The organism is Paeniglutamicibacter quisquiliarum, from assembly GCF_019084045.1.
GTDB classification, from domain to species: domain Bacteria; phylum Actinomycetota; class Actinomycetes; order Actinomycetales; family Micrococcaceae; genus Paeniglutamicibacter; species Paeniglutamicibacter quisquiliarum.
In genome coordinates, this window is the sequence record NZ_JAHRED010000002.1 from 511,512 (window position 1) to 534,060 (window position 22,549).

Consider the following 22,549-nt stretch of genomic DNA (forward strand, 5'->3'; position numbering starts at 1 on the left):
GTGCCACGCCGGATGATGCGCACCGGCGTCCTTCAGTGCAGGCTTGGGGCACCGCGTTGCTGTTCCCTGCCGTTGGGGAAACGGCGTATCCATCCGTTGCCCGTGCGTTCGGCAAGTCCCCGGGTGGCCAGGCGCGAGAGTCCGCCGAGGATGGATCCCATGCCCAGTCCCGCGAGCGCGGCAAGTTGGTCCGGGGTCCGCGGGGAGCGCACGGGGAGGGCGTCGAGGAGCAACAGGTCCTGGATGGCCAGTCCATCGTAGTCGCGTGGTTCTTCCGCCTTCTCGGAAGTGTCGGCCTGTGCGGGTTGCGGGCCAGCGGGGGCTCCGGGCGGGTGTTCAGTGATCTTGAGCAGTTCGAGCACCTCGGCGGCATCGGTCACGAGTGTTGCCGCTCCCTCACGGATGAGCCGATGGCAGCCCGCGGAGTTGGCGGAGAAGACTGACCCCGGGACCGCGCCTACCTCGCGGCCTATTTCCGCGGCGTGGCGTGCGGTGCTCAGGGCGCCGGAGCGCCAGCGCGCCTCGGCGACGATGGTTGCGGCACACAGGGCGGCGATCAACCTGTTGCGTTGGAGGAAGCGCCATCGGGTGGGCGTCGCCCCGGGGGCTACTTCGGCGATGAGGAGTCCCTGTCGGTGGACGGCCTTGAGCAGGTCGTCGTTGCCGACGGGGTAGAAGCGGTTCAGTCCCCCTGCCATGACGGCAATTGTGGCAGGCGGCGGGGGTACTCCCGGGCGGCCGCCGGTGGGCGGGTCTTCGGCGAGCGCGGCCTGGTGGGCCTGGGCGTCAATGCCGTAGGCTCCCCCGGAGACGATGCAGATCCCCCGTGCCCGCAGGCCATGAACCAGTTCGGCGGTTATGGTGCGTCCGTATTCGGTGGCGTCGCGTGATCCGACGATGGCTGCGAGGTTTGCCGGGTCGCGCAGGATGCCCCGGTCAGCGGTGCCGCGGTACCAGAGGGCGAGGGGTGCGGCCAGCCCGAGGGCGTCGAAGCCCTGCGGCCAGTTCCGATCTGCCGGGTGGATGATCCCTCCCCCGAGTGCTGACATGAGCTTGAGGTCGGCTTCCGGGTCGGCGAGCGCCGCCCGGGGGCGCCAGCGTTCTAGTCCGGCATCCAGGCGCAGGCTCGCGCGGCTGGCGCCGAGGGCATCGAGCAGTTCGGCGACCTGTTGCTGTTCGTGTGCCGGCGCTGGTCCGTTGTGCTGGCGGATGAGGCGGTAGGCTTCCACCGCCCCGGCGACCTTCACGAGTGCAGACCCGGTTTGGTCGTTGGGTTCGATGATGTGGGTGAGGCCAGCGCGTGCCAGGACCTCGGGGTCTGCGTTGCTCATGTGTCTGTCGCTTCCGGCTGGTTTGGTTCCGTGGTATCGGCGCTTGGGTCGGTACCACGGTGCCGCTCCTGCGTAAGTTGTGCCAGTACCGGTGGGGATGCTTCTGGTGCTCCCCCCATCGTGCCTTTCGCCCACGACGCCGAAAGGAACGGATCCACGTGCTGGGGACACCCGCGGCAAACGTGGGCGCTGTGGGTTCTGTTGTGTGGGCAAGTGGTGCCGACGCCGGTGGAAACGGTCGGCGCATGGACCTTGCGGGAACTCCGCGGGTGCAACACCGCATGTCGGGCGCTTATGTATGTTGCTTGTGGGGCTCCAAATAGGCAACGATGGATTCAGCCCGCCTGCCGACGGCAACGAGCATCCGGAGCGTTTCGCCGGTGGGAACAACTGACACGAAACTAGGCATCACACATGAATAAAATGAAGCTTCCTTTTATCGCAGCCCTCTCCGTGGTGGCCGGTTCGTTGATCCTTAGCGGATGCTCCAACCCCACGGCGGCTCCGGCGCCTGGTGCATCGTCCGCGGCCGGCGGAACCGTGACCGTGTCTTCGGCGGATTTCACCGAATCCGAGATCATCGGCAACCTCTACGCCGAGGCGTTGAAGGACAAGGGGTACACGGTTGAGACGAAGTTCCGCATCGGCAGCCGCGAGGCCTACATTCCGGCGCTGGCGGACGGGTCCATCGACCTGATCCCCGACTACACCGGCAACCTGCTGCTGGCCCTGGACGCGAAGGCCGATGTCAGCTCGCCCGAATCAATCGTCTCGGCGCTGCCGGCGGCGCTGGAGTCCAAGAAGTTGACCATGCTCACCCCGGCCGCGGCCGAGGACAAGGATGCGGTGGTGGTCACCCGGGCCACCGCGGACAAATGGTCGCTGAAGTCCATCGAGGACCTGGCGGCACACAACGACGAGGTGGTCATGGCCGGTCCCCCCGAATTCAACAAGCGCCCGGTGGGCCTGCCGGGGTTGGAGAAGAACTACGGATTCGTGCCCTCCAAGTTCGAGCCAATTTCCGATGGCGGCGGCCCTGCAACCGTGAAGGCGCTGCTGGACGGCAAGGTCACCGCCGCGAACATCTTCACCACGAGCACGGCCATCCCCGCCAACGACCTGGTGGTGCTGGAGGATCCCAAGAACAATTTCCCGGCGCAACAGGTGGTTCCGGTGGCCGCCGCCGACAAGCTCGACGCGAATGCAGTACAGGCTCTTGATGCCATTTCCGCGAAGTTGAGCACCGAGGAGCTGATCAAGCTCAACGAGCAGGTCTCCGGCAGCGCCAAGGTCGAACCGAAGCAGGCGGCGATCACCTGGCTCACGGAGCAGGGCCTGCTGGGCAACTAGCGCAGGATTCCGCCCCCGGATCGACAATATTAGAAAACTTGTTCGATTCGGGGGCGCTTGCTCTCACCCGCCGGTGGGAGCCACCCATTTTCCGCACTCTTTTCCCGCCGAACCGCCACCGATAGGACCCAAGAACCCGCGATGATCACCTTCGAATCAGTGTCCAAGTCATATCCAGGCGGCACCCGGGCGGTCACCGACCTTGACCTGGAGATCCCCACCGGCTCATTCACCGTCCTGGTCGGGCCCAGCGGTTGCGGCAAGACCACCTCGATGCGCATGATCAACCGCATGGTTGCCCCCAGCAGCGGTTGCGTCCGCATCGACGGGCAGGACGTCGCCGACATCCGTGCCGTCACGCTCCGGTTGGGCATCGGCTACGTGCTGCAAAACGCCGGCCTGTTCCCGCACCGCACCGTGCTGGACAACGTCGCCACCGTCCAGCGCCTGCTGGGACTGTCCAAGGCCCAGGCGCGCTCCAAGGCGTACGAGGCGATGGAACGGGTGGGACTCGATGCCTCCATGGCCACACGGTATCCGGCTCAGCTTTCCGGCGGGCAGCAGCAGCGCGTCGGTGTCGCCCGCGCCCTGGCCGCCGATCCGCCAATCCTGCTCATGGACGAGCCCTTTTCCGCGGTTGACCCGATCGTGCGCCTCGAGCTGCAGCAGGAAGTCCAGCACCTGCAATCCGTGATCAAGAAGACCATCGTGATGGTCACCCACGACATCGACGAGGCGCTCACCCTGGGCGACAGGATCGCCGTGCTGGCCCCCGGCGGCGTGCTGCACCAATATGCATCGCCGCTGGAGATCCTCACGCGCCCGGCCACCGAGTTCGTCACCTCCATGGTGTCCAAGGACCGTGGCTTCCGCCAGCTCTCCTTCGCCACCCTTGAGGACGTCCGGGCCACCGCCCTTCCCGCCCCCGGCGCCGACGGGCTGATCGAGCTGGGGGCGCTGGCACCTGGCTGGAAGCTTCGGCTTGACCCCGCGGAGCTCAGGGCGGTGTGGCTGGACCCCTCCGGCGTGGAGTTTGCGGCCGGGCCCGCGGTCCGGCGCGGGGACACGGTGCGCTCGGCTCTCGATGCCGTGTTGGCCTCCCCGGTCTCGGCGGCGCTGTTGCTGAACGGTGACTCCGTGCCAAGCGCCTGCGTCACCATCGACGACCTGGCGCCCTACCTGCGCCACGGCGTCCGGGACCCGGCATGAGGTGGCTGCTGGACAATCCCGGGCAGGCCTGGGCCCTGACACTCGAACACCTGTTCCTCAGCATCGTCCCCACCGTGGTGGGCGTGGCGCTCGCGCTGGTGCTCGGGCTGGTCTTCGGCAACCGGCCGCGCGCGCGGGCCGTGATCACCGCGGTGGCCAGCGCGATCTTCACCATCCCCTCGCTGGCACTGTTCGTGGTGATTCCCTCGATCATCGGCACGCAGATCCTTGACCCGCTGAACGTGGTCATCGCGCTGAGCCTGTATGCGACCTCGCTGCTGGTGCGCACGGTGTTTGACGCCCTGGATGCCGTGGCGCCCGAGGTGCTGAACGCCGCCGAGGCGCTGGGCTACTCCCGCGCCCGGCGCAGGGTGTTCGTTGACCTGCCGCTGGCCGTGGCGCCGCTTGCGGCCGGAACCCGGGTCGCGGCGGTCACCAACGTGTCGCTGGTGTCGGTGGGCGCCGTGATCGGGGTGGGTGGCCTGGGCCAGCTCTTCGTGGCCGGCTACCAGCGCAACTACCCCGACCAGATCCTGGCGGGCATCATCGTCATCCTGGTCCTCGCCCTGGTCCTTGACCGGCTCATTGCCGGCGCCGCCCGCGTGCTGACTCCCTGGCTGCACCACGGGGCAGCCCCGGGCCAAGCGCCCGGCAGGCGGCGCCCCGCGATCGGGCGCGCTAAGGTTGCCACCATTCCAGTGCAGGACACCGCGAACCGGGAGGAGCCCAAGTGATCAACGAGATGCTCGCCTACTTTGCCGACGCGGCCAACTGGAGCGGATCCGCGGGGATCCCGGCCCGGCTGGGCGAACACCTCTGGTATTCGCTGCTTGCGGTGCTGGCAGCGGCCGTGATCGCCTTCCCGGTGGGCGTGTTCATCGGCCACACCGGCACCGGCAGGGTGTTACTGGTGTCGGCCTCCAATGTCCTGCGGGCCCTGCCGTCACTGGGCATCATGACGTTGCTGGTGCTCCTGATGGGAATCGGCCTGTTGCCGCCGCTGGCGGCCCTGGTGCTGATCGCGATCCCGCCGATCCTGGCCGGGGTGTATGCGGGCGTTGCCAATGTCGAGCCCTCGGTGGTGGATGCAGCCCGGGCGATCGGCATGAAGGACTCGCGCATCATCCTGCAGGTCGAGCTTCCGCTGGCGCTGCCGTTGATCCTGGGCGGGCTGCGCGGGGCAATCCTGCAGGTCGTGGCCACCGCGACGATTGCCGCCTACGTGAACCTGGGCGGGCTGGGGCGTTACATCTTCGACGGGCTTGCGCTCTACGACTACGGCGAGGTGCTGGTTGGCGCCGTCCTGGTCACTGCCCTTGCACTGGTGCTCGACGGCCTGCTGGCCCTGCTGGTCAAGGCGCTCTCCCCGGCCAGGCGTGCCATCGCGAGGTAGGCACCCACCCGTCGGCGAGCGCAATCAGCCCACGTCCCCCTTGCCGTGCTGGCGCAGCTGGATGGCCACGTCCAGGTCCTGCGCCGTGGGACAGGCATGGGAGTTCAGGTCGGCGATGGACCAGGCGATGCGCAGCACCCGGTCATAGCCGCGCGCACTGAGTCGCAGCGACTCCGTGGCCCGGTTCAGCCCGGCCAGGGTCGCCGAAAGCAGTCGCAGCTCGTTGCGCAGGATCGATCCCGGCACCTCCGCATTGGTGACGATCCCCCAGCGCTTGAGCCGGTCGCGTGCCGCGCCTCGGGCCTCGCGCACCCGCGCCGCAACCACGGCCGAGGACTCGCCGCCTCCGCGTCCGGCCAGCTCCTTGGGTGAGAGCTGCGGAACAAAGAGTTGCATGTCGATCCGGTCCAGCAACGGTCCCGAGAGCCTGGCCAGGTAGCGGCGGCGCTGCATCGGGGTGCAGGTGCACTCGGTGCCCTTCCCCAGGTTCCTTCCGCATGGACACGGATTCGCCGCCAGCAGCAGTTGGAAACGCGCCGGGTAACTTGCCGTTCCGGATGCCCGGTGCAGGGTGAGCACGCCGGATTCCAGCGGCTGGCGCAACGCATCGAGTGCCGGGGCGGAAAATTCCGGTGCCTCATCAAGAGTGTTGACAACACTCCCCGCTTCCCGCATAGTGATCGGCAGAGATTTCCCATGTCAGACCCTAAAACTACCCCCATACGATGTGCCATATACGCCAGAATCAGCGACGACAAGCGTGGCGAAGGTCTTGGCGTGGAGCGCCAGGAACAGGCATGTCGAGAGCTTGCCGAGAGGAACGGATGGGAAGTCGTTCTGGTCAAAGTCGACAACGGAATCAGCGCTTACTCGGGCAAACCTCGCCCGTCGTACATAGCAATGGTGGACGCAATAAAGCGCGGCGAAGTCGACGTTGTAATCGCGTGGCAGCTTGATCGCCTATACCGACGAATGCGAGAGCTCGAGGACTACATCGAGCTTGTGGAAGCATCTGGAATCCAGACTCAAACGGTCATGGCCGGCGCATTCGATCTGAACACGGCCATGGGACGAGCAATGGCACGGACAGCAGTTTCATTTGCCACACTCGAAGTCGACAACTCGAAAGACCGAGTTCTATCGGCCAAGCTTCAGGCGGCTAAGGCGGGGCTTCCAAGCGGCGGCAACCGCGCCTATGGCTACGAGCAGAACGGCATGGTCATCATTGAGAAAGAAGCTGCGGTAGCTCGGGAGATCATTGACCGCTACATACGTGGCGACTCTTGGAACTCAATTGCTCTCGACCTAAACGAACGCGGTCTTCGAACTGCTACAGGCAAATTCTGGGCGGCTATCAACGTACGAAACGTGGCCATACGCCCTCGCAACATTTCCATTCGTGTTCACAACGATGATGAGTACCCGGCTCAATGGCCACCGCTAATCAGCAGAGAGACGTGGGACGCGCTGCACGTGGCTATCAAGCGTGGGCACTCCCTCCATGGCAAGCGCACCTACGCACGCAAGCACCTGCTCACTGGATTCGTATACTGCGGACTTTGCGGAACGCGGATGCACATCGTTCCCGCTCGTAAGCGCGATGGATCGTATACCCCCGCATTCTGTTGCCGCACCAAAGACCACCGCGGCCAGAAATTAGGGTGCGGGAAGATCAAGCGTCGCAAGGATCCAATTGAAGCTTTAGTCATCGACTGCATCTTGTATCGGCTTGAATCGCCAGAAATGAGTTCATTGCTCGCAAACAAGGGGCAAGTATCAACTGAACTTAGGCAGGCGTTTCTACAACATGAAATCCAAGACCAGCGCCTGACCGAGATAATCGACCTGTATTCAACTGGAGAAATGACGTTCGCCGAGTACAAGGCATCTAAGATCATTGCCCAGACGCGACTAGAGCAGCTCAGACGCGAGATAGAGACAAAGACGAGCAAAGTTACCATTGCGAATATCCCAGCCGGCAAAACGATTCGTACGGCCTGGGATGAAGCTGGCCTGAAATGGCGTCGTCAACTAGCGGATTCGCTCATTGAAGAGATCCGAGTTCACGCAGCTCAGCCGGGTGACCAGAAAACCAATTACAAGGAGTTCCGTCAATTCAACCCGGAGCGGATAGAAATACTGTGGAGAGCGTAGAAGCCGAGACTGGATGGTTCAGCATTACCCTCACGCTCGGAAACTCACTAGTCATTGCGTTCGATCGTCTCGTCTTCGGCGGACTCATATTCTACTGATCGTTGCCCGATCCAGCGATCCCGTCTATTCCAAGAAATGCCGTCACGATCTATGCCGCCAGCCTGGGCCTTTGAACTGAGGGGGAATCGGCTTGCCTTCCGTGGGCATTTCTTCCTCGCTTGCCCCTTGGTTAGGCGTTGAAGAATCTTGAGATACATCGTAGTAGTCGCCAACAATCAGCTTCCTGATGCCGGTGAGATTATGGATGATGTCCCCATACCGCTGGAGCTGAACGCGCATCTCAAGCTTGTCCGTTCGCAACGAATCTAATCGAGAGTTAATCTTTCCAATTTCATCTCTCAGTTCATCATTCGAGGAAAGCACCAAATCGATTTTTCTGTAAAGATCACCCAGGGAAACTTGCTCCGTGCGCTCTCTGTACGCAGCAATTTCATCTTCGGCACTATGACGATTGAAGTAGTGGTAGGCAGCGTGCCCAAACTCCGGAAGCGATTCTCTTTGGTAACGCTGCAAGGTCCGGTGGGACACTGACATCATCTTCAGGGTGATCGCTATACGTTCAGAACGCGGTTTACCAAAGGTTTCATCACATAGCCCGGAACTCAGGATAAATGCTCTAAACCTTTGCTCACCACCGTTGCCATCCGCGAATCTGCGCAGCGATAGCAAAGGCCTTTCCGGCGAGTAGTTCAGCAAGAGATCAACGAGAGGCGCGTGGCCACTCAGCGAGCTGTCTGTTATACCAAAATTTGAGCCCTCTAAGTCTTCCAGCGACGCTATGACCTCGCTAACGCTGCCCACCAATTTCCCCGATTCTAAATATCTAAGACGGAACCTTTAGCTGAATCGTACTATCAAAACAAGGCTGTTCGTTGGCTTGTCGCTTTACTGTCGCCTTTATGACTTCTGGCGCATGAGTGACGCTTCACTGACCTGCTGTTGGCACGAAAACCGTCAGACGTCGTCGTCGCGCCACCGTCACGAAAGTCTATTCCCCACCTAGTGAAACCGGCTTTACCTTTGAACCAGTCGCCTTAGGGCGTTGGAACTAATTCAAGGAAGTAAGCCATGAGCAACAGCCTCGTCCGGTTCTTTACCGGTGAACCAGAACCCCGCAAAGCACCTACTAATGAAGTTGAGCTTGCGCAGCAATATCACCAGCGCATGCAGATGACGAGCTACCAATTGGAAATGGACCAGGCACTTACACGCGCTGCCATCCAGAGCGTCGTCAACGTCAATCGTCTCTGCAACGAAGTTGCCGGCGATGACCCCGACCTTAAATCACTTGTCCGTCCGATACAAGACGCCTACTCGCGGCGAATCGCTCGAAAACTGGAAGGCAGCTAACCATGGAAAATCTACCTGGCATTATTGGCGTCTTGTTCGTAGGCGTTTTCCCGTTCATCCTCATTTTCGGATTGATCGCTGCGCTCCGATTCGGTCGGAAGTTGCAGAAGGACCAGTACAAAGCCAACTACCGCCGCGAGAGCAGCTGGCAACGGGAAGTTGACGATGAGCGCAAAGGCGGGCGGTAACCATGTTGCTAGTACTCGCAACCACCGGATGGTTCAATCCCGACATGGATTCAGACACGTTCAATACGGGTCTCGGGGACATGATCGGTTCGTTGCTCGCTGGATTATTTTCACTGGCCCAGCCCCTGTTTTCGGCGGTTGGCTTCGTTGTCATCCTCTTCCTCATCATCCGCGCGATCTTTAGGAAGAGACGCTAGAAAAAGATGGTCGGATGGGCCAGAACATGTCAAAGTAGTGGCAGATGTTCTGGCCCATCCTTCTATCAACTCTCTTACCCCCGGCAATTATCTTGGGAGTTGTTGAAATGAAGATCAAGTCACAGCGCCAGTTCGATATTGAACGCAAGACTTACTCGCTGACTTTCCCCTCCGACCTTTCTGAAGATCGTATTGTCGCTCTTCTTCGGGTAATGGGCAGCAGCATCCACCCAGGTATCACTCGGATATTCGGAGTCGCTTCAATTGTCTTTGAAACCCACGCCAGTGGAACGGGCATAACGCACCGGGTAATTGTTCCTTGGCAGCTTGGCGATAGGATGGCCGCTCAAATTCGGCACCATATCCCGGGCGTCATCGTAGAAGAAGACAAGACGCGTGCCCGGCCGCAATGGAACGACGTCATTGAAGTCGGTATGACGGACGGAGCCCGGCAGCTCAGCTACGGAAATTCAACCGATATCTCAACCGGAATTCTTACCGCTGCGTCCCAGGCACTGAATCACGATGAGGCTCTCGTCCTGCAATGGGTAGTCACTCCTGACACCTTTGATCGGCTCCCTTCAAAGGAACACGAAGTCCAGTCGACAAAGTTCGGCCTATTCGCAGCTCTCATCAATCGGACAGCCAGCCGTGAAGAAGTCGAGGATCGCAGGACGAAGCTCAATGAGACGAACTTTCTTGCCATGGGTCGCATCGGATCGGTAGCCGGAACGGAAGCACGAGCTAAGTACCTGACTCAAGGTGTATTCGATGTGCTGCGCTCTGCTGATAGTCATGGGACGCGATTCAAGGGCTCACACCGCGATCCAGAAGAAGCCAGCAAGCGATTGAACGAAGCGACAACGCCTTGGCTTTTCCCTGGACAGCTGAACGTCCCTGAACTTGCTGCGTTGATTGGAATTCCGATTGGCAACCCCTTTATCCCAGGACTACCGAGAGCTTCGAGCCGACAGCTCTACGCCACCGAGGAGGTCCCGCGTGAAGGACGCATCATCGGCGTCAGCAACTACCCCGGCCACAAACGACCCGTTGCCCTCTCGTACGAGTACGCTCCCTTTCACAGTTACGTTTCTGGTGGCACGGGTTCCGGTAAATCGACCCTCATGGCGAACTGGGCAGCCCAAGACATGGCCAATGGCTATGGGGTCATCGTCATAGATGCAAGCAACAGCGAGTCACCCGAAACACTTTTCAATCGGACGCTTTCCTACATCCCGCATGAACGCCTGGGCGACGTCATCATCATGGACGTAAAGAACGGGAGCAATAGGCCAGTCGGTTTCAACATTCTGGATCAAGGGCATTCACACATGGTTGTCGACCAGATCAGCAACCTGATCCAGCAGCTCTACTCCGACAGCAAGGGAGTTTGGACGCGCGAGCTCATCCACCACGGCATGTACGCATTGATTGACCACGGGGGAACGACCTTCATGGATCTTCTGACCCTAATTCGTCCCGATACGGATCAAGAGCGCATCTGGGTGAAGGAGGTTGTGCGGTCGGTCAAGGATGCACGCATGCGCCGCTTCTGGGATGACTGGCTGCTTCTCAAGGAAGAAGAGCGCCGCACGAAGTCTCAGCCGCTCTACGACCGCCTATGGCAGTTCAGTAACCGTCCGGAGATTCACAACATCCTCGGGCAAACTGAATCGGCATTTCAAATGCGCACGGTGCTCGAGCGCAACCAGATCCTGCTGATCAACCTCGCGGGGCTTCCTGAAGAGACAGCCGGCCTACTGGGCACCTTGCTGTTCCAGTCGCTGTGGACGACCGCGCAGTCAATGACACCGGACAGAGCGAACTTCGTTTACCTCGATGAAGTTCAACAGATGACCCGCTCATCAGAAAATCTTGGCGACATCATGGCCCGCGGTCGCAAGCACAAGTTTGGTTTGACCGTCGCGACCCAATACCTGGACGGCTCCGAGGTGAGCGAAAAGAACAAGGCAGCCATCATCAACAACACAGGCACGAAGGTCATCTTTGCCATCAGCGCCAAGGAGTCCAAGATCTGGGGCGGTGAATTCGGCAAACAGATCACGGCGGATGACTTCGTCAACAACAAGCGCTTTGATGCCTACGCAAAGATCGCGAACAAAACGGACACTGGGGCACCTGTATCAGTGAGCGCGGCTCCGCCAATGAAGACCTTTGACCTTGGCGCCACAGCCAGGAATCTCTCAGATCTCAAGTACGGCGTCCCTATTGAGCGTCTTGAAGCTGAAATTGCCACACGCCGAAGTCCTGAGCCGGTTCCAGAGAATGAGCGGCCAAATCTAGGCCGCAAGAAAATATAGGCAAAAAGAAACCCACCCAACATCGGAACGGCGAGTTGGGTGGGCTCTCTATTGCCTAAGACTAACTTAGGACTGGTTGCTTTCAGCGTATGCATCCATAATGCTCTGCTTGACGCGTCCACGAGGTGCAACGTCATATCCATTGGCTGCGGCCCATTCACGGACCTTCTGCAGTTCCTCCGGGCTATTGCGAACTCCATTGCTGCTGCGGGGAACAGAAGCAACAACCTTTGCACCGGCCTTGATGAACGGTGCCAGGGCTTCCTGGAGTGCCTTGTAATTGTCTGCGCTTAGGTCAATGGTGTATTCATCATTGCCGAGACCAAAGCGGTAAGACTTTGCTTCTTTGCTGCCGTCGATATCATCGATCGTTATCGTGTGCTTAGCCATAAATATCACTCTACCCGCATTAGAGGCATGAACAAAGCGGCCTAATGCGATATTAGACGGCTTGAGGTTTCAGGTGGAGAGATTGTCGTCTTTTCGCATGTAGAGCGTCAGACAGTGTGTGGCGCACCAATTACGGTGCTATTCATCGTCGGCGTCTTTTTGGGTTGAATCTTGTATTGCCAATTCGCCCAGTTTGCGCACGACGCCATAGTTGTACAGGTAATACTCGGGTGGAGTCATGTACTTGATCTCTTCACCTACGTAGACCGGAACCAATCGCTCGTTTGGAGGGATTGGCTCCATCGATCAATTCTCGCCTATGTTCTTAGTGCCTGTAGCGAAGAACGTCTGCTTGACGAATACCAGCAGCAAGTTGATCAATGCGGTCAAAGGACCAAATAGCTCAGCATCACCTGCGGTTGCGCTGATTAGGTAACCGATTATTGCTGACGCACCGACGTACAGTCCTGCCTTCAGGGTTTTACCGACGTTTGTTTGTAGGAACTTAGTTTTACTCATGGCTACTCCTTACTCTTGATAAATCTGTTCTTGGCCCACGCCGCCAGCACCTCGATGACATCGCGCAGGTCTGGTGACTGAGGGACACTCGACTTTGCTTCTTCTGGCACGGGTGCGACAGGTGGCTTGACTGATTCAAGCTTGACGATGCGATCGAGGGCCGTCTCAAGCTGTCCTTTCACCGTCGCAGCTTCGTCCTGCGCCTTCTGGGTAGCTTTGATTTGCTCATCCAAGTTCTTGACCAGACCGACACTCTTCGCCTCTTCGGCATCTAGCTTCTTGGCCGCTTCATCCGCCTTCGATAACCGAGCATTGACTCCCTGGATGGAGTTGGAGTCATTCGTATCCCGCCACTGACGACCTTCTCCAGAGAGAAACAGCTCTTGAACGTATTCGTTGGTTAGCTCGCGCCCGACGTGATTAGTTTTCAGATCTTTGTCTTTTGAGCCATCTAGCGAGTTCCCGCGTCCAGATACCCCGTTACGAGCCAACACTCCGTGAGTCAGAATTCTCGCGGTGTCTAGGTTGATCTTTACTGGCATGTCATCACCTCCTTTTGGCGGATTAGTTACTGGTTGCTTGGCGTTCTCTTTGTAGGACTTGAGTCGGTAATAAGTGGCCGGACCTTTGCGCCATGAGGCAACGAGCGGATCAATACGGGATGCGTAGACCTTGTTCCCCTCAAAAACCGCAGATGCTGTGCCAGCGATACCAACGTTTCCTTCGAATACTCGGTTGCCACTCAAAACGACGCCGATATGTCCGTAGTTGCCGGCGTCCTGCTTCCATACAGCAAGGTCGCCTCGCTTAGGCGTAGAGACGACAGTGGCATGGCCTTGCCTGACCAGAGTGTCACCGAAATCTTTGGCGTGGCCACGCGCTGCTTGCCAATCTTTAATGCCGCACATCTCACCGATGAACCATTTGGCCAGGGCTACACACTGTCCGGTTAGATGCGAGGGATGTCCAGGAAAATAAATCCCAATACGCTCGTTGGCGTATGCATCCGCGTTAGCCGCGATACTCAAGCTTCTACTCCGACTGCAATTGCAGGTACTGCTACCTCTGTTTCCATATCACCTCCGTTCTTCACTTACTTAGGCCCATCGAACAACCTGTACGCGCCGATGATGTTGATGATTGCTGACGCGACAAGACCGACCCAGAGCAGCGTTGTTTTGATGCCGTTGCGACGTTCGAGGTTCTTTATGCGGGTGTCTAGTGCCGCGAGTTCTACCTTCGTTGCAAATAGCGCGGGGAAGCCCTTGATGAGCTCCTTCATTTCTGAGATGTCATCGCGCATGTACCCAACGTGAATACCAACTTCTTTTATAGTTGTTGGCGGTTCGTTGTGGGCATCCATATGTCTACAACTTAACAGAACGCTTAAGTTAGATAAACCCAATAATCTCTTAATCGCACAAGATAGATTGGACGACGTTCTTAATCGGCAAGAGTGACGAGCAATCAGATACGAACCGAAGCCTAACTACCACCCCTCAGCAGATACCAGGGACTCTCGATACCGTCACCTTCAGCACTGCGGTGAAAGTCCGGTTCACAATCAAGGGTCACCTTCGAGTCGACACAGCAGGCGCAGACGTCAAGGTATTCCTGCGAATCGGAACTGTGAGCTACAACGAACGATGGCGCATCCTGTGGATGAGGCCGGCAAGCGGCGGGGTCAATTTAGTCCCTGCCTCGAATAATTTTGACCTTGAACTGCCTGCGGGTACTTATGATATTTCTCTGTACGGCAACAATGGCGGTGTTGGCACAACGGGGGTGTACGCAGCCGGCTGGAGTGGAGTAGTTACGTCACTCTAATGTGACGTCGATTAGTCAGTTATTAAAGCCATCGGCGTGTACCCGCTAGAAGCAGCCGTCACATTATAGGTAATGCTATCTTCGCCCCATGAAGTTATGGTTCCGGCAATAGTAATAGCTCCTGTAGAGGACACAGCTTCGACAAATCTAGAGGCAGTAGAGGCTTGGACGGTCGCAGGCGCAGTGGTAGCAACAGCCGAGGAGCAACCTTGTGTATTACCGCTACGAACACCGAACCCGTCCATACTTTGCATCGAGCTTAGGTTCACTCCACCTGCCCTCCAGTGAGAAGTCTTTATTGATTGCGGTCGAAATCCTAGACCAGAAATTGTTTTCGTGCCAGTGGTCTCGAAGTTAAGAAATACTATCTTCTTATGGGTATCAAACGTCGCAGAGTCTATCTTGTCGGACGTAACCAACGCCTTCTTCCGAACGTCAGTGATCTTATTAGCCGCAATAAGCGCCACCCCAGGATCTACCCTTACCTGCGCTGATACGGTGTAGCTATTACCCGCACCCACAGATGCTTGGATTGCAACGGATGTAGGCGCGACAGGTGTAGCTGCTGGAGTACCTGAGACAATCTTGGCCTTTACAACACCAGGACCATCCAAGTTTGCTGATGTAGGCGGATTAGAACCATTTACGACCGGGAGATTCACGGCGTTGTCTACGTAAATGACTACAACGTCAATACGCGGGTTAGAAGCATCAGGCGTAGGGATTGCGAGATTGAAGTCTGCGACCAAACTGACAATACGAGCTGAGGCGACTGCGGCAGATCCATATCGCAGAAGAGCGTTGCCCGGCTGGAGCGTTACTTGAAGACCAGTACCAGGTATGACAGTCAAGCCATCTATTACATCGCCGCTAAAGAGCCTAGATAAAGGCTTGGCATAAAATTCTGGTGATACGAGTGCGTTGTTATAGTTGGCTATTTTGAAGTTGTCATACATATTTACTTCAAAATAACATCAATGACAGAAATGCTCAATGTAGGACCAAGATTCAATATTGTTTAGGCTATTTTACCCTCCCGAATGATGTGCTCTCATAAGCAAGCCAGAGACCTTGCTTGTCGCCGCTTGGTGTTTCGTAGGTGTGGTAAACGTACTTTTCCGAGAATTTGACGTGACCGCCTTTAGGGAACGCAACGCCAACATCTTCTTTGAAGTCAAGATAGTAGACAACCGTAGCGCCAGGATGCTTTTTTCCGTCTTCGTCAGTGATGGCTTCCAAAGACGACAGTCTCTCGTCAATAGACGCGATTTCTTGCGGGTATTCCGCTCGAAACTCTCCAACAGTCGCGATGTTCCGGACTAGCCCTTGGTACTGAACTGAATCAGCAATGGTGTCGTTAGCCTTACTATTGGGGAATTCTGAAGATATGGACAGACCAGAAAGAGTTTTGGCAGCAGTGTCGGGATCGAAAGTTCCGGACATGGCCATATCTTCAGTTTGGGTTAGAGCCAACTGATTCATGTAGAGGTTCTGCATGACTATTTCCTCTAAAGAATTGTCCGGTGACGCGACATCCAACGGGCTGTACTTGTACAGATCCGTCATCTTCGCTTTTTCCCAGTGCTCACCAAACTCACCGCTCTGCCATTCCTTGGCATAACGCAGCATGTCATCTACAAGTACCAGTCGGTCATCAAGTGGCAGCTCGTTGAACTGTTCCAGCGACAACGCCTTTAGATCAGCGGCTGAATATTCTGAAGTGCTACCGCCCCCTTGTGTACTTGGCTCAGTTGACTCGGGTGGTATCGGTGTTGACTTAGGGCTGCTGGTTGGAAGATCACTAGGTGATGATGCCGCTGACGACGCCGTCGATTCAGACACCTCAGCTTGTGCCACTGGCGGTTCCCCTGCACCACAGCCAGTCAGCCCAATTGCCAATGCCACACCAACAGGCAGAATTTTGGTCCAGTTCTTCATCTATTCCCCCAGATACGTTTTGCGAGTGTTCTCTCGTTATATCGGTAGAGGCATCGTTCCGCAACGCACTCCAGGTAATAAGGCAGTCTGTGTCACCGATTATGGGTATCTACAGCTTCTTCACGGTAAATGTTCCAGAGCCTTGTGCGAAGAAGAAGAACTTGAATTGAGTCGGGACTGAAACCACGTAAGGTACGAGCCAGCGCTGCTCGTCGCCAACATTCGGTTTGCGTTTAATTTCATACTGGTTAAGGTCTCGCGAATCGTACTGATCCGCCGACTTCCCATACACGCGATAACAAAAGGCACCGCCGAACTGCATGTTATCCGGTGTGAAAAGTATTTCTACGACACCAGAACCAGATACCGTGATGTCCCACGCATCGTCACTTTGAAGCCTCGACATGAGGATACTGCTCGATCCACGCTGCTGTGCCGTCTTTATCTCATGACTGATTTGTCGGGCTTCCCTCAACAACGCGAGAGGCCGATTGCTCGGAAGTGAATCGAGAACAGACACTACATTGTCCTCACGATAGACATGGAAATCTCATCCGTTGAGAATGCTTGTGCCTTGAATGCGAGCCATGTTTCAGGCGCAGCTGCCAATATGAGAATCCACGATAAAACGTTTGGAGGCGTACCTGTACTCTGCATCTCTTCGACACTGTAGGTAATGAGGGGATCGTTAGGATCTGAAAAATTCGGTTGATGTGGCGCTTCAAGCCACGAAACTCCGTTGCTAGACGTGAAAACCTCAATTGCGACGTCGGCCAGTTGAAATTCCTGAGTTGTAGAAGCGAGCGTTATTTGAAATATGAGACCAACAGCCGGACCTGTACCGGAGGGCAGTTTTCCACTCCAGGCAAACGGGGCGGGGCTCTCTACTGTGTGATATCGAAGGTTATTGCCAGAAGTCCTCTGCATCGATCCTTTCTGCTCCCTAGCAATCTGCTGAGCATCGCGTAATCGGCTTGTGACGATGTTCTGGGGCAAGTTGTCGAAGTTGGTAACCCCCACTACGAATCCCTCACGATAGTAAGCGTGCCAGGACAACTTGCGATGGCTCGAAGTTTTATCCGGACTGTTGGGCCAAGGTTGTACATAATGCGGATTTTCCATTGCATCGTGAAAAGCCCATTGAACGAAGACGTAACAGGCTTGTTTAGCTCAAACACCCAGACACTTGGAGGATCGCCGTAGATCCAGGCGCTGTAATTCCACCCGTAGACAATTTTGTTTGCTTCCCCAGTGCCGTTGATCCTTATATCCGTCTGCGGTATTGCGTATGGATGCTCGTGGCTGCCATCTCCAGTAAAGGTGATCGTGTAAGTAGCTTCGCGGTTATATGGCGGGTTGAACGGATCGGTATAGGTCAGTGCGTCAGTTCTATCCCAGTCAACCGCGTTTTCCACTGAATATCCCAGCTGTCCACTCGCTCCGCTCGTCACTTGTGGTGACTTGAACTCGCGGGTAATACGGTCGGCTTCGCGAATGCGAGACTCAAATACGTTTGATATCAGTCCATCGGTCGACTTATCCAACGTACTCCCCCGTCTTCTCGAAGTAGAGCGTCACCGCCTGCTGGAAGTGGTTCTCATCGACGTGTACCTCTTTACGCTCAACCCGGTAGAGGCCAGTCAGGTCTTCAAGCAATCGGAGCCCGGTCATCTTCACCGGAATGATGTCGCCAATCTCAATGCGGTTCTTCGGCATGTTGGCTCCAGACAGAGTTATCTGCGGCATCCTAAGTAGCTGTTTGACGCGTTCTAAGCGCGCCTGAGCGTTCTCAATGAGTGTTGCCGACTTGGATACCTCATTGAATTGCACAGGCAACTCACGCAGCCCAAACTCAAGCTGAGACTCTAGGTCTCCTTGTATGGTTATTAGCTGGTCGGCGCCGAAGCCAGAGCCCAAGCCAATGACCGAGTTGAACAGATTGTTCGCGCCCCTATTGAGTACGGCACTATCCAGGGTTGAGCGGAAGTTCTTGCGGTCGAACTCAATCTTGAAGTCGGATCGAGGTGAGCCGACTTGCGGGTAGGTCATGAGCTTCTTGTCGTGGAGAATTTTGAAGTCGAAGTTTCCATCTACAAGGTTGGTCATGCGCTGCATGTTGAGCTTTGTGGAGCTGGTGTATTGCTCGAACGTCTTGTCGCGGAGCTTGCCAGTCACGTAGTAGTCGCCTTCAGGAATGATGATGCCGTAATCGCCATGGGTTACTAGCTGAGCCTTGCGAACCATGTCGAAGAAGATTTCAACGGCTTCGGTATTGACGTAGCTGGTTGACGGATCTGGATATCGAGCATTGAAGAAATTCAGGTAGCCGGTCGCTGTCACGCTAATGGTGATGCTGCCGTCGTTGTTCAAGTTGAGAGGCGCGTAGTAAAGCTGTGTACCAAACAGATACTCGCCGTTCTCTTTGATCTTGATTTCCGTTTGGCCCTCGCGGAAGTTTGATACTGGATCGGAACCAGCCTCATTGATCATGAAGGCTTCGAAGGCGTCCGCGTCCATGCTGAACTGCAGACTCTCTGCTTCGTTGCGCTCCTCAGTCCAGAAGAGGTTTCGGACAAGGTGCGTGATCTCCTGAATGCGAGTACCGTTCTTGCTCCACAGCTCTACCTCGTACCTGGTCGAGGAAGATGACTTGATGGCTTTTAGTTGCTCTGGTGTCATACCTAGATACCCATGACCCCTGGCCGCCAGACCATTAGAGCGCTCGATACATCCGCACCGCTGCCGCTGTCGAACTTGATCTGGTTGATGCCAGGTACGAGACTCCAGAATTCGGACGCCAGTGGAGCATAGCCAAAGACGTTGCCGCCACGGCCTTCATAGAACAGACCTGTTTCAGGGTCGATATCCGCAGCTGTTCCCAGCTTGACCGTGTGCTGCTGCATATCGATGAGCGTCACGCTGTCGCTGGCCGTGGCGTAGTTGTCCAGCTGAAAGACTTGGCCAGTCGTTACATTGGTCAGTATCGGGTTAGTAGTCGCCCCAGTAATCTTGATGACTGGATTGACCGCAACGTTGCTCGAGTTATCGACAGAGCTATTGGGCTGGCCGGCCGAGAAGTAGAAGCTCCAGCCAAAGACCGGGCTCGTGCTGTTGAATACAAATCCACCAGGCACTGCCTTGTTAATAGGCGCTGAGAGCGCGCTGCCGGCCGTGTCGTCGTAGATAGTAGGGTCTGCGGCCTCCAACTCAAGTTTGAACAGAGACTTCATCCTGGCGCGTTTGATGGGCATCTTGAAGCTCATGACTTGGGCGTAGAGGATGTAGGCATAGCCGTCATCGTCAAGGATGCGGACGGTTAGTCTGTCTGGATAGAGAGGTAGTGCAGCTTGGATTTCTTTTCGTCGCTGCAGCGCTTCGGCTACTGAGCCACTGAAGATGGACCCTTGAATGGTGATGTAGCGAGCGTCAAAGATCTGCGCTCCAAAGTAGCTACCTGCTTGGCCGGCCCGTTGCCCTCTACTGGTGCGGATATCGGGAAGATCCAAACCCTCGATGTCCTCGTTCATGTAGACCCGCTTGGCCGGGTTGTTTAGTTCAAAGTCGTTTAGCCAGATCCTCACGATGCAGTCTCCAGTGCGAATCCAATGTCGCTTAGTAGTCGGTGTCTATCACCTCCGTTGTTGATGTTCATGTTCTCGATATGTATCGTGTGGCCGCTTGATTGACCGCCGCCAGATTCAGAGCGCGTTCGGTATGCAGGGGTTACTGTCGCACCTCGCGGCATATCGACAATCTCCGGACCGTGCTCACCGACGAGTGTGCGCCCGCCAGGTGAAGCGTTCGTACCCGATGCATTGCTCATGACTTGGTCGACTACCTTTTGCCAACGGGCCTTAGTTGCTGGTGAACTTATGCCGTCGTTGATGACCGTGTAAGCCTTCTTGAGAATCTTCTCTTCCTCCCTAAGCAAGTCCTGACGAGCCTGCTTCGCACCCTCAACAGCTGTCTTCATGTTGTTGTAGGCGTTCCAAACAGACGCGATTGCACCAAGTGCTGCTGCCACTGCAATTGCTGGCATCACTATTGGAGTAGCTACCAAAGCGCCAAGGGCCACAACGGCTGAGCTCGAAGTTGCAGCGGAAGCTACCCAGGCAGCTGTGGCGATTGCGGCATTGGCGATTGCTGCCCCAGACGTAGCCACGAAGGCAGCAATGATTTTAGGTAGTGAAGTAACCACCCAGGCGACCGCACTCTTTGAAGCTGATCCAACCCACGCGGCGGAAGATACGGCAGCTTGTGCGACAGCTGAGCCAGAGGTCACGACAAAGGCTGCAACAATCTTCGGAAGTTCTGTCACTACCCAAATGGCGGCTGACCGGGCGGCGTTACTGGCCCAAGCGGCGGAAGCGACAGCGGCTTGAGTCGTGGCTGATGCCGCCGTGACGACAAAAGCGGCCACGATTTTCGGTAGCTCTTTGACTACCCAGGCAGCGGAAGCGACTGCGGCATTCTTGACCCAGACAGCTGAGGCGATAGCTGATTGAACACCGGCCTTAATCGCAGTTCCAGCCATTGAAACAGCGACCTTAGTCATGTGCGTCGCCCACACGATAGACACGCGCATCGCGTTGAAAGTCCATGCCCATGCCGCGTCCGCTGCCTTGAGGGACGCGACTATGGCAGTTTTCGTCATGGATAGAGAGGTCTTAGCCATATGGAGTGCCCATGAACCCGAAGCAATAGCGGCGTTCTTTACCCACGCGGCTCCCGAAACAATGGCATCTTTGATCAGCATGGTGCGGATCGCGATGCTTAGCGCTGTCATCTTGGCCTTGTGGACTACCCAAGAAGCTGAAGCAATGGCTGCACCTTTTACCCAACCTGCACCGCTCGCAATGCCGGATGCCGCGACCTTTACACCTGTAGCTACAGCTAGAGCTCCAATGCCAATGAGCGCAGGCCCGAAGACCACACCCAATGTGGTGGACACAATCTTGATGGCGGTGTCGTTCTCTTCGAGCCAACCCTTGAACGTTTCGAACGCTTTGCTCGCGTCGTCGACTCTGTCGTTGAGCCATTTCACCGAGTCCTTGCCAGCGTCCACAGCCGAGGTGAACGTGTCCCTAAAGAAGTTACCGACAGGAACCAGAAAGTCGTTGTACAGAAACTCACCTGTCTTCTTCACGGCTTCCATGCTCTTGCCGAAAATGTCGAACTTCAGCTGTAGGAAGGCAATTCCACCGGCCAGGATGGCAGCAGCCGCGGCGATAGCGGTTAGAGGGCTCGTGGCAATAGCGAAGACGACAGCCGCACCCTTGGCAGCGAGGAACGCCGTTGCAAGTCCTGCGATCCCTGCTGCGACTGTGTCCGAGTTATTGACGAACCAACTCAGTACGTCCTGCACCATTGGAAGCGCGGCTTTAGTGAAGTCAGCGGCGCCCGATCCCATCTTGGCGAAGCCATCCTTCATTTCTGGTGTCTTGAGGAACGCGACTAACGAATCAAGCCCAGTCATGAGAGCTGCACCAAGGCCGTCCTTGGCAAACTTGCTCGTCTTGGCGTCTACATCGAGGAACTGATTACCGAGCCCGCGGAAGCCCGATTGAAGCGTGACCAGCTTTCCCTTGAGCGTGTCAGCCTGGCCGGCCATCGCATTGGCGGGGATTCCTTTATCCAGCAGTGCGAAAAGGCTCTCGAATGTTTGAGTTGTGCCACCCAGCGTGCTGTCTAGCCTGAAGCCTGCGTTCTGTAGGAACTGGAGATCATCGGCATAGAGCTTGCCGGTTGAGCCCACGCGTTGAATGACGTTGCCCAGACCTTCGAAAGTTGAGAGTCCAAGCCCGACCGAACGCGACATGATCTTGACGTGATCTACAAGGTTATCGGTGTTGTCACCCATGATCTTGAGACCCTGGGCAGCGGCGAAGAGATCTTGGCGCTGGAAGAGGACACCCATCGGGCTTTGTGCGTACTTAACGAGATCTGCAAGAGTGTTGGTTACTTTGGCGGCGTTCGGTTCATAGGCCTTGAGAGCGACTGTGGCTTGCTCAACGGCTGATACCTGGTCGAGAGCCGCCTTGGCCATCGCACCGATACCAAATGAACCAGCGGCAGCGACTGCTGTTCCTTTGCTGAGTAATCCACCCAGACTGTCGGCAACACTGCCGAATGATGACGAGAGTTCAGCTGCACTAATCCTTGATCGCGCGGCAGCTGCCTTAGCGCTATCGCCTACAGCCTTATTCGCTTTAACCGCTGAACCAGCGACAGCATCAACAACGCGAGATGCGTCGTCTTTGGCCGAGATGGTGATATTTATGCGGTTATTTGCCACTCATGTGCATAAGCCAGCTGTTTAGTT

Annotated in this window: 25 protein-coding genes; 9 read left to right on the forward strand and 16 right to left on the reverse strand. The window is 56.7% G+C overall.

Annotation, left to right across the window (positions count from 1 at the left end; translation table 11 throughout):
* Positions 1–32: 32 nt before the first annotated feature.
* Positions 33–1,331 carry a DNA-processing protein DprA gene (locus KRR55_RS05930; protein WP_217388108.1) on the reverse strand — a complete coding sequence of 433 codons (1,299 nt, stop codon included), beginning with the start codon at positions 1,329–1,331 and terminating at the stop codon, positions 33–35.
* A gap of 414 nt (positions 1,332–1,745) precedes the next feature.
* On the opposite strand from KRR55_RS05930, the gene KRR55_RS05935 reads away from it, so the two are divergent.
* The 4 genes from KRR55_RS05935 to KRR55_RS05950 all read left to right on the forward strand — a co-directional run bounded on the left by KRR55_RS05935 (position 1,746) and on the right by KRR55_RS05950 (position 5,283).
* The gene (locus tag KRR55_RS05935) at positions 1,746–2,681 is read left to right on the forward strand and encodes an ABC transporter substrate-binding protein (protein WP_217388109.1); all 936 of its coding nucleotides are present in this window, start codon (positions 1,746–1,748) and stop codon (positions 2,679–2,681) included.
* Between the two features lie 141 nt (positions 2,682–2,822).
* Complete coding sequence (locus KRR55_RS05940; protein ID WP_217388110.1) at positions 2,823–3,890, forward strand: ABC transporter ATP-binding protein; 1,068 nt, start codon at positions 2,823–2,825, stop codon at positions 3,888–3,890.
* Positions 3,887–4,624, forward strand: a complete 738-nt coding sequence (locus tag KRR55_RS05945; RefSeq protein WP_217388111.1) for an ABC transporter permease — start codon at positions 3,887–3,889, stop codon at positions 4,622–4,624. The genes KRR55_RS05940 and KRR55_RS05945 overlap by 4 nt, the downstream gene beginning before the upstream one ends.
* Positions 4,621–5,283, forward strand: a complete 663-nt coding sequence (locus KRR55_RS05950) for an ABC transporter permease (RefSeq protein ID WP_336245045.1) — start codon at positions 4,621–4,623, stop codon at positions 5,281–5,283. The genes KRR55_RS05945 and KRR55_RS05950 overlap by 4 nt, the downstream gene beginning before the upstream one ends.
* A gap of 24 nt (positions 5,284–5,307) precedes the next feature.
* On the opposite strand, the gene KRR55_RS05955 is transcribed toward KRR55_RS05950, so the two are convergent.
* Positions 5,308–5,958 carry an ATP-binding protein gene (locus KRR55_RS05955; protein ID WP_254455858.1) on the reverse strand — a complete coding sequence of 217 codons (651 nt, stop codon included), beginning with the start codon at positions 5,956–5,958 and terminating at the stop codon, positions 5,308–5,310.
* A gap of 21 nt (positions 5,959–5,979) precedes the next feature.
* Between KRR55_RS05955 and KRR55_RS05960 the strand changes: the two genes are divergently transcribed.
* Positions 5,980–7,437, forward strand: a complete 1,458-nt coding sequence (locus tag KRR55_RS05960) for a recombinase family protein (RefSeq protein ID WP_217388112.1) — start codon at positions 5,980–5,982, stop codon at positions 7,435–7,437.
* Positions 7,438–7,578: 141 nt separating this feature from the next.
* Here the strand turns inward: KRR55_RS05960 and KRR55_RS05965 are convergent, their stop codons facing one another.
* Positions 7,579–8,298: a hypothetical protein gene (locus KRR55_RS05965; protein ID WP_217388113.1), complete on the reverse strand. Its 720-nt coding sequence runs from the start codon at positions 8,296–8,298 to the stop codon at positions 7,579–7,581.
* A 267-nt stretch (positions 8,299–8,565) separates the two neighbouring features.
* On the opposite strand from KRR55_RS05965, the gene KRR55_RS05970 reads away from it, so the two are divergent.
* From KRR55_RS05970 to KRR55_RS05985, 4 genes are all read left to right on the forward strand, one after another.
* Complete coding sequence (locus tag KRR55_RS05970; RefSeq protein WP_217388114.1) at positions 8,566–8,847, forward strand: hypothetical protein; 282 nt, start codon at positions 8,566–8,568, stop codon at positions 8,845–8,847.
* A 2-nt stretch (positions 8,848–8,849) separates the two neighbouring features.
* On the forward strand, positions 8,850–9,035 hold the full coding sequence (locus KRR55_RS05975; protein ID WP_217388115.1) for a hypothetical protein: 186 nt from the start codon (positions 8,850–8,852) through the stop codon (positions 9,033–9,035).
* 2 nt (positions 9,036–9,037) lie between these two features.
* Complete coding sequence (locus KRR55_RS05980; protein WP_217388116.1) at positions 9,038–9,232, forward strand: hypothetical protein; 195 nt, start codon at positions 9,038–9,040, stop codon at positions 9,230–9,232.
* 107 nt (positions 9,233–9,339) lie between these two features.
* Positions 9,340–11,553, forward strand: a complete 2,214-nt coding sequence (locus tag KRR55_RS05985; protein ID WP_217388117.1) for a type IV secretory system conjugative DNA transfer family protein — start codon at positions 9,340–9,342, stop codon at positions 11,551–11,553.
* Positions 11,554–11,619: 66 nt separating this feature from the next.
* Here KRR55_RS05985 and KRR55_RS05990 read toward each other — a convergent pair whose 3' ends face one another.
* The 13 genes from KRR55_RS05990 to KRR55_RS06050 all read right to left on the reverse strand — a co-directional run bounded on the left by KRR55_RS05990 (position 11,620) and on the right by KRR55_RS06050 (position 22,522).
* Positions 11,620–11,943 (reverse strand): histone-like nucleoid-structuring protein Lsr2, encoded by a 324-nt coding sequence (locus tag KRR55_RS05990; RefSeq protein ID WP_217388118.1) that lies wholly within the window; start codon positions 11,941–11,943, stop codon positions 11,620–11,622.
* Between the two features lie 138 nt (positions 11,944–12,081).
* Positions 12,082–12,246 carry a hypothetical protein gene (locus KRR55_RS05995; protein ID WP_217388119.1) on the reverse strand — a complete coding sequence of 55 codons (165 nt, stop codon included), beginning with the start codon at positions 12,244–12,246 and terminating at the stop codon, positions 12,082–12,084.
* A 3-nt stretch (positions 12,247–12,249) separates the two neighbouring features.
* The gene (locus tag KRR55_RS06000; protein ID WP_217388120.1) at positions 12,250–12,462 is read right to left on the reverse strand and encodes a hypothetical protein; all 213 of its coding nucleotides are present in this window, start codon (positions 12,460–12,462) and stop codon (positions 12,250–12,252) included.
* A 2-nt stretch (positions 12,463–12,464) separates the two neighbouring features.
* Complete coding sequence (locus tag KRR55_RS06005) at positions 12,465–13,490, reverse strand: CHAP domain-containing protein (protein ID WP_217388121.1); 1,026 nt, start codon at positions 13,488–13,490, stop codon at positions 12,465–12,467.
* Between the two features lie 65 nt (positions 13,491–13,555).
* Positions 13,556–13,765 (reverse strand): hypothetical protein, encoded by a 210-nt coding sequence (locus KRR55_RS06010; protein ID WP_217388123.1) that lies wholly within the window; start codon positions 13,763–13,765, stop codon positions 13,556–13,558.
* A gap of 535 nt (positions 13,766–14,300) precedes the next feature.
* On the reverse strand, positions 14,301–15,245 hold the full coding sequence (locus KRR55_RS06015) for a hypothetical protein (protein ID WP_217388124.1): 945 nt from the start codon (positions 15,243–15,245) through the stop codon (positions 14,301–14,303).
* Between the two features lie 67 nt (positions 15,246–15,312).
* Positions 15,313–16,227, reverse strand: coding sequence for a hypothetical protein (locus tag KRR55_RS06020; RefSeq protein WP_217388125.1), 915 nt, complete (start codon positions 16,225–16,227; stop codon positions 15,313–15,315).
* Between the two features lie 109 nt (positions 16,228–16,336).
* On the reverse strand, positions 16,337–16,747 hold the full coding sequence (locus KRR55_RS06025) for a hypothetical protein (RefSeq protein WP_217388126.1): 411 nt from the start codon (positions 16,745–16,747) through the stop codon (positions 16,337–16,339).
* Positions 16,747–17,247, reverse strand: a complete 501-nt coding sequence (locus tag KRR55_RS06030) for a hypothetical protein (RefSeq protein WP_217388127.1) — start codon at positions 17,245–17,247, stop codon at positions 16,747–16,749. The genes KRR55_RS06025 and KRR55_RS06030 overlap by 1 nt, the downstream gene beginning before the upstream one ends.
* On the reverse strand, positions 17,247–17,771 hold the full coding sequence (locus KRR55_RS06035; protein WP_217388128.1) for a hypothetical protein: 525 nt from the start codon (positions 17,769–17,771) through the stop codon (positions 17,247–17,249). Before KRR55_RS06035 ends, KRR55_RS06030 begins: the two co-directional genes overlap by 1 nt.
* On the reverse strand, positions 17,764–18,906 hold the full coding sequence (locus tag KRR55_RS06040) for a hypothetical protein (RefSeq protein ID WP_217388129.1): 1,143 nt from the start codon (positions 18,904–18,906) through the stop codon (positions 17,764–17,766). The genes KRR55_RS06035 and KRR55_RS06040 overlap by 8 nt, the downstream gene beginning before the upstream one ends.
* A gap of 2 nt (positions 18,907–18,908) precedes the next feature.
* Entirely contained in the window at positions 18,909–19,808 is a 900-nt protein-coding gene (locus KRR55_RS06045) for a phage distal tail protein (protein WP_217388130.1), read from the reverse strand.
* Positions 19,805–22,522 carry a hypothetical protein gene (locus KRR55_RS06050; protein ID WP_217388131.1) on the reverse strand — a complete coding sequence of 906 codons (2,718 nt, stop codon included), beginning with the start codon at positions 22,520–22,522 and terminating at the stop codon, positions 19,805–19,807. The genes KRR55_RS06045 and KRR55_RS06050 overlap by 4 nt, the downstream gene beginning before the upstream one ends.
* Positions 22,523–22,549: the final 27 nt, after the last annotated feature.

What these genes read in the sequence shown, in the direction of transcription:
- KRR55_RS05930 (WP_217388108.1), bottom strand. Translation starts at nt 1,331, where the DNA reads ATGAGCAACGCAGACCCCGAGGTCCTGGCACGCGCTGGCCTCACCCAC.
- KRR55_RS05960 (WP_217388112.1), top strand. Translation starts at nt 5,980, where the DNA reads ATGTCAGACCCTAAAACTACCCCCATACGATGTGCCATATACGCCAGA.
- KRR55_RS05955 (WP_254455858.1), bottom strand. Translation starts at nt 5,958, where the DNA reads ATGCGGGAAGCGGGGAGTGTTGTCAACACTCTTGATGAGGCACCGGAA.
- KRR55_RS05970 (WP_217388114.1), top strand. Translation starts at nt 8,566, where the DNA reads ATGAGCAACAGCCTCGTCCGGTTCTTTACCGGTGAACCAGAACCCCGC.
- KRR55_RS05975 (WP_217388115.1), top strand. Translation starts at nt 8,850, where the DNA reads ATGGAAAATCTACCTGGCATTATTGGCGTCTTGTTCGTAGGCGTTTTC.
- KRR55_RS06000 (WP_217388120.1), bottom strand. Translation starts at nt 12,462, where the DNA reads ATGAGTAAAACTAAGTTCCTACAAACAAACGTCGGTAAAACCCTGAAG.
- KRR55_RS06010 (WP_217388123.1), bottom strand. Translation starts at nt 13,765, where the DNA reads ATGCGCGATGACATCTCAGAAATGAAGGAGCTCATCAAGGGCTTCCCC.
- KRR55_RS05945 (WP_217388111.1), top strand. Translation starts at nt 3,887, where the DNA reads ATGAGGTGGCTGCTGGACAATCCCGGGCAGGCCTGGGCCCTGACACTC.
- KRR55_RS05940 (WP_217388110.1), top strand. Translation starts at nt 2,823, where the DNA reads ATGATCACCTTCGAATCAGTGTCCAAGTCATATCCAGGCGGCACCCGG.
- KRR55_RS06020 (WP_217388125.1), bottom strand. Translation starts at nt 16,227, where the DNA reads ATGAAGAACTGGACCAAAATTCTGCCTGTTGGTGTGGCATTGGCAATT.
- KRR55_RS05935 (WP_217388109.1), top strand. Translation starts at nt 1,746, where the DNA reads ATGAATAAAATGAAGCTTCCTTTTATCGCAGCCCTCTCCGTGGTGGCC.
- KRR55_RS05995 (WP_217388119.1), bottom strand. Translation starts at nt 12,246, where the DNA reads ATGGAGCCAATCCCTCCAAACGAGCGATTGGTTCCGGTCTACGTAGGT.
- KRR55_RS05985 (WP_217388117.1), top strand. Translation starts at nt 9,340, where the DNA reads ATGAAGATCAAGTCACAGCGCCAGTTCGATATTGAACGCAAGACTTAC.
- KRR55_RS06015 (WP_217388124.1), bottom strand. Translation starts at nt 15,245, where the DNA reads ATGTATGACAACTTCAAAATAGCCAACTATAACAACGCACTCGTATCA.
- KRR55_RS05980 (WP_217388116.1), top strand. Translation starts at nt 9,038, where the DNA reads ATGTTGCTAGTACTCGCAACCACCGGATGGTTCAATCCCGACATGGAT.
- KRR55_RS05990 (WP_217388118.1), bottom strand. Translation starts at nt 11,943, where the DNA reads ATGGCTAAGCACACGATAACGATCGATGATATCGACGGCAGCAAAGAA.
- KRR55_RS06040 (WP_217388129.1), bottom strand. Translation starts at nt 18,906, where the DNA reads ATGACACCAGAGCAACTAAAAGCCATCAAGTCATCTTCCTCGACCAGG.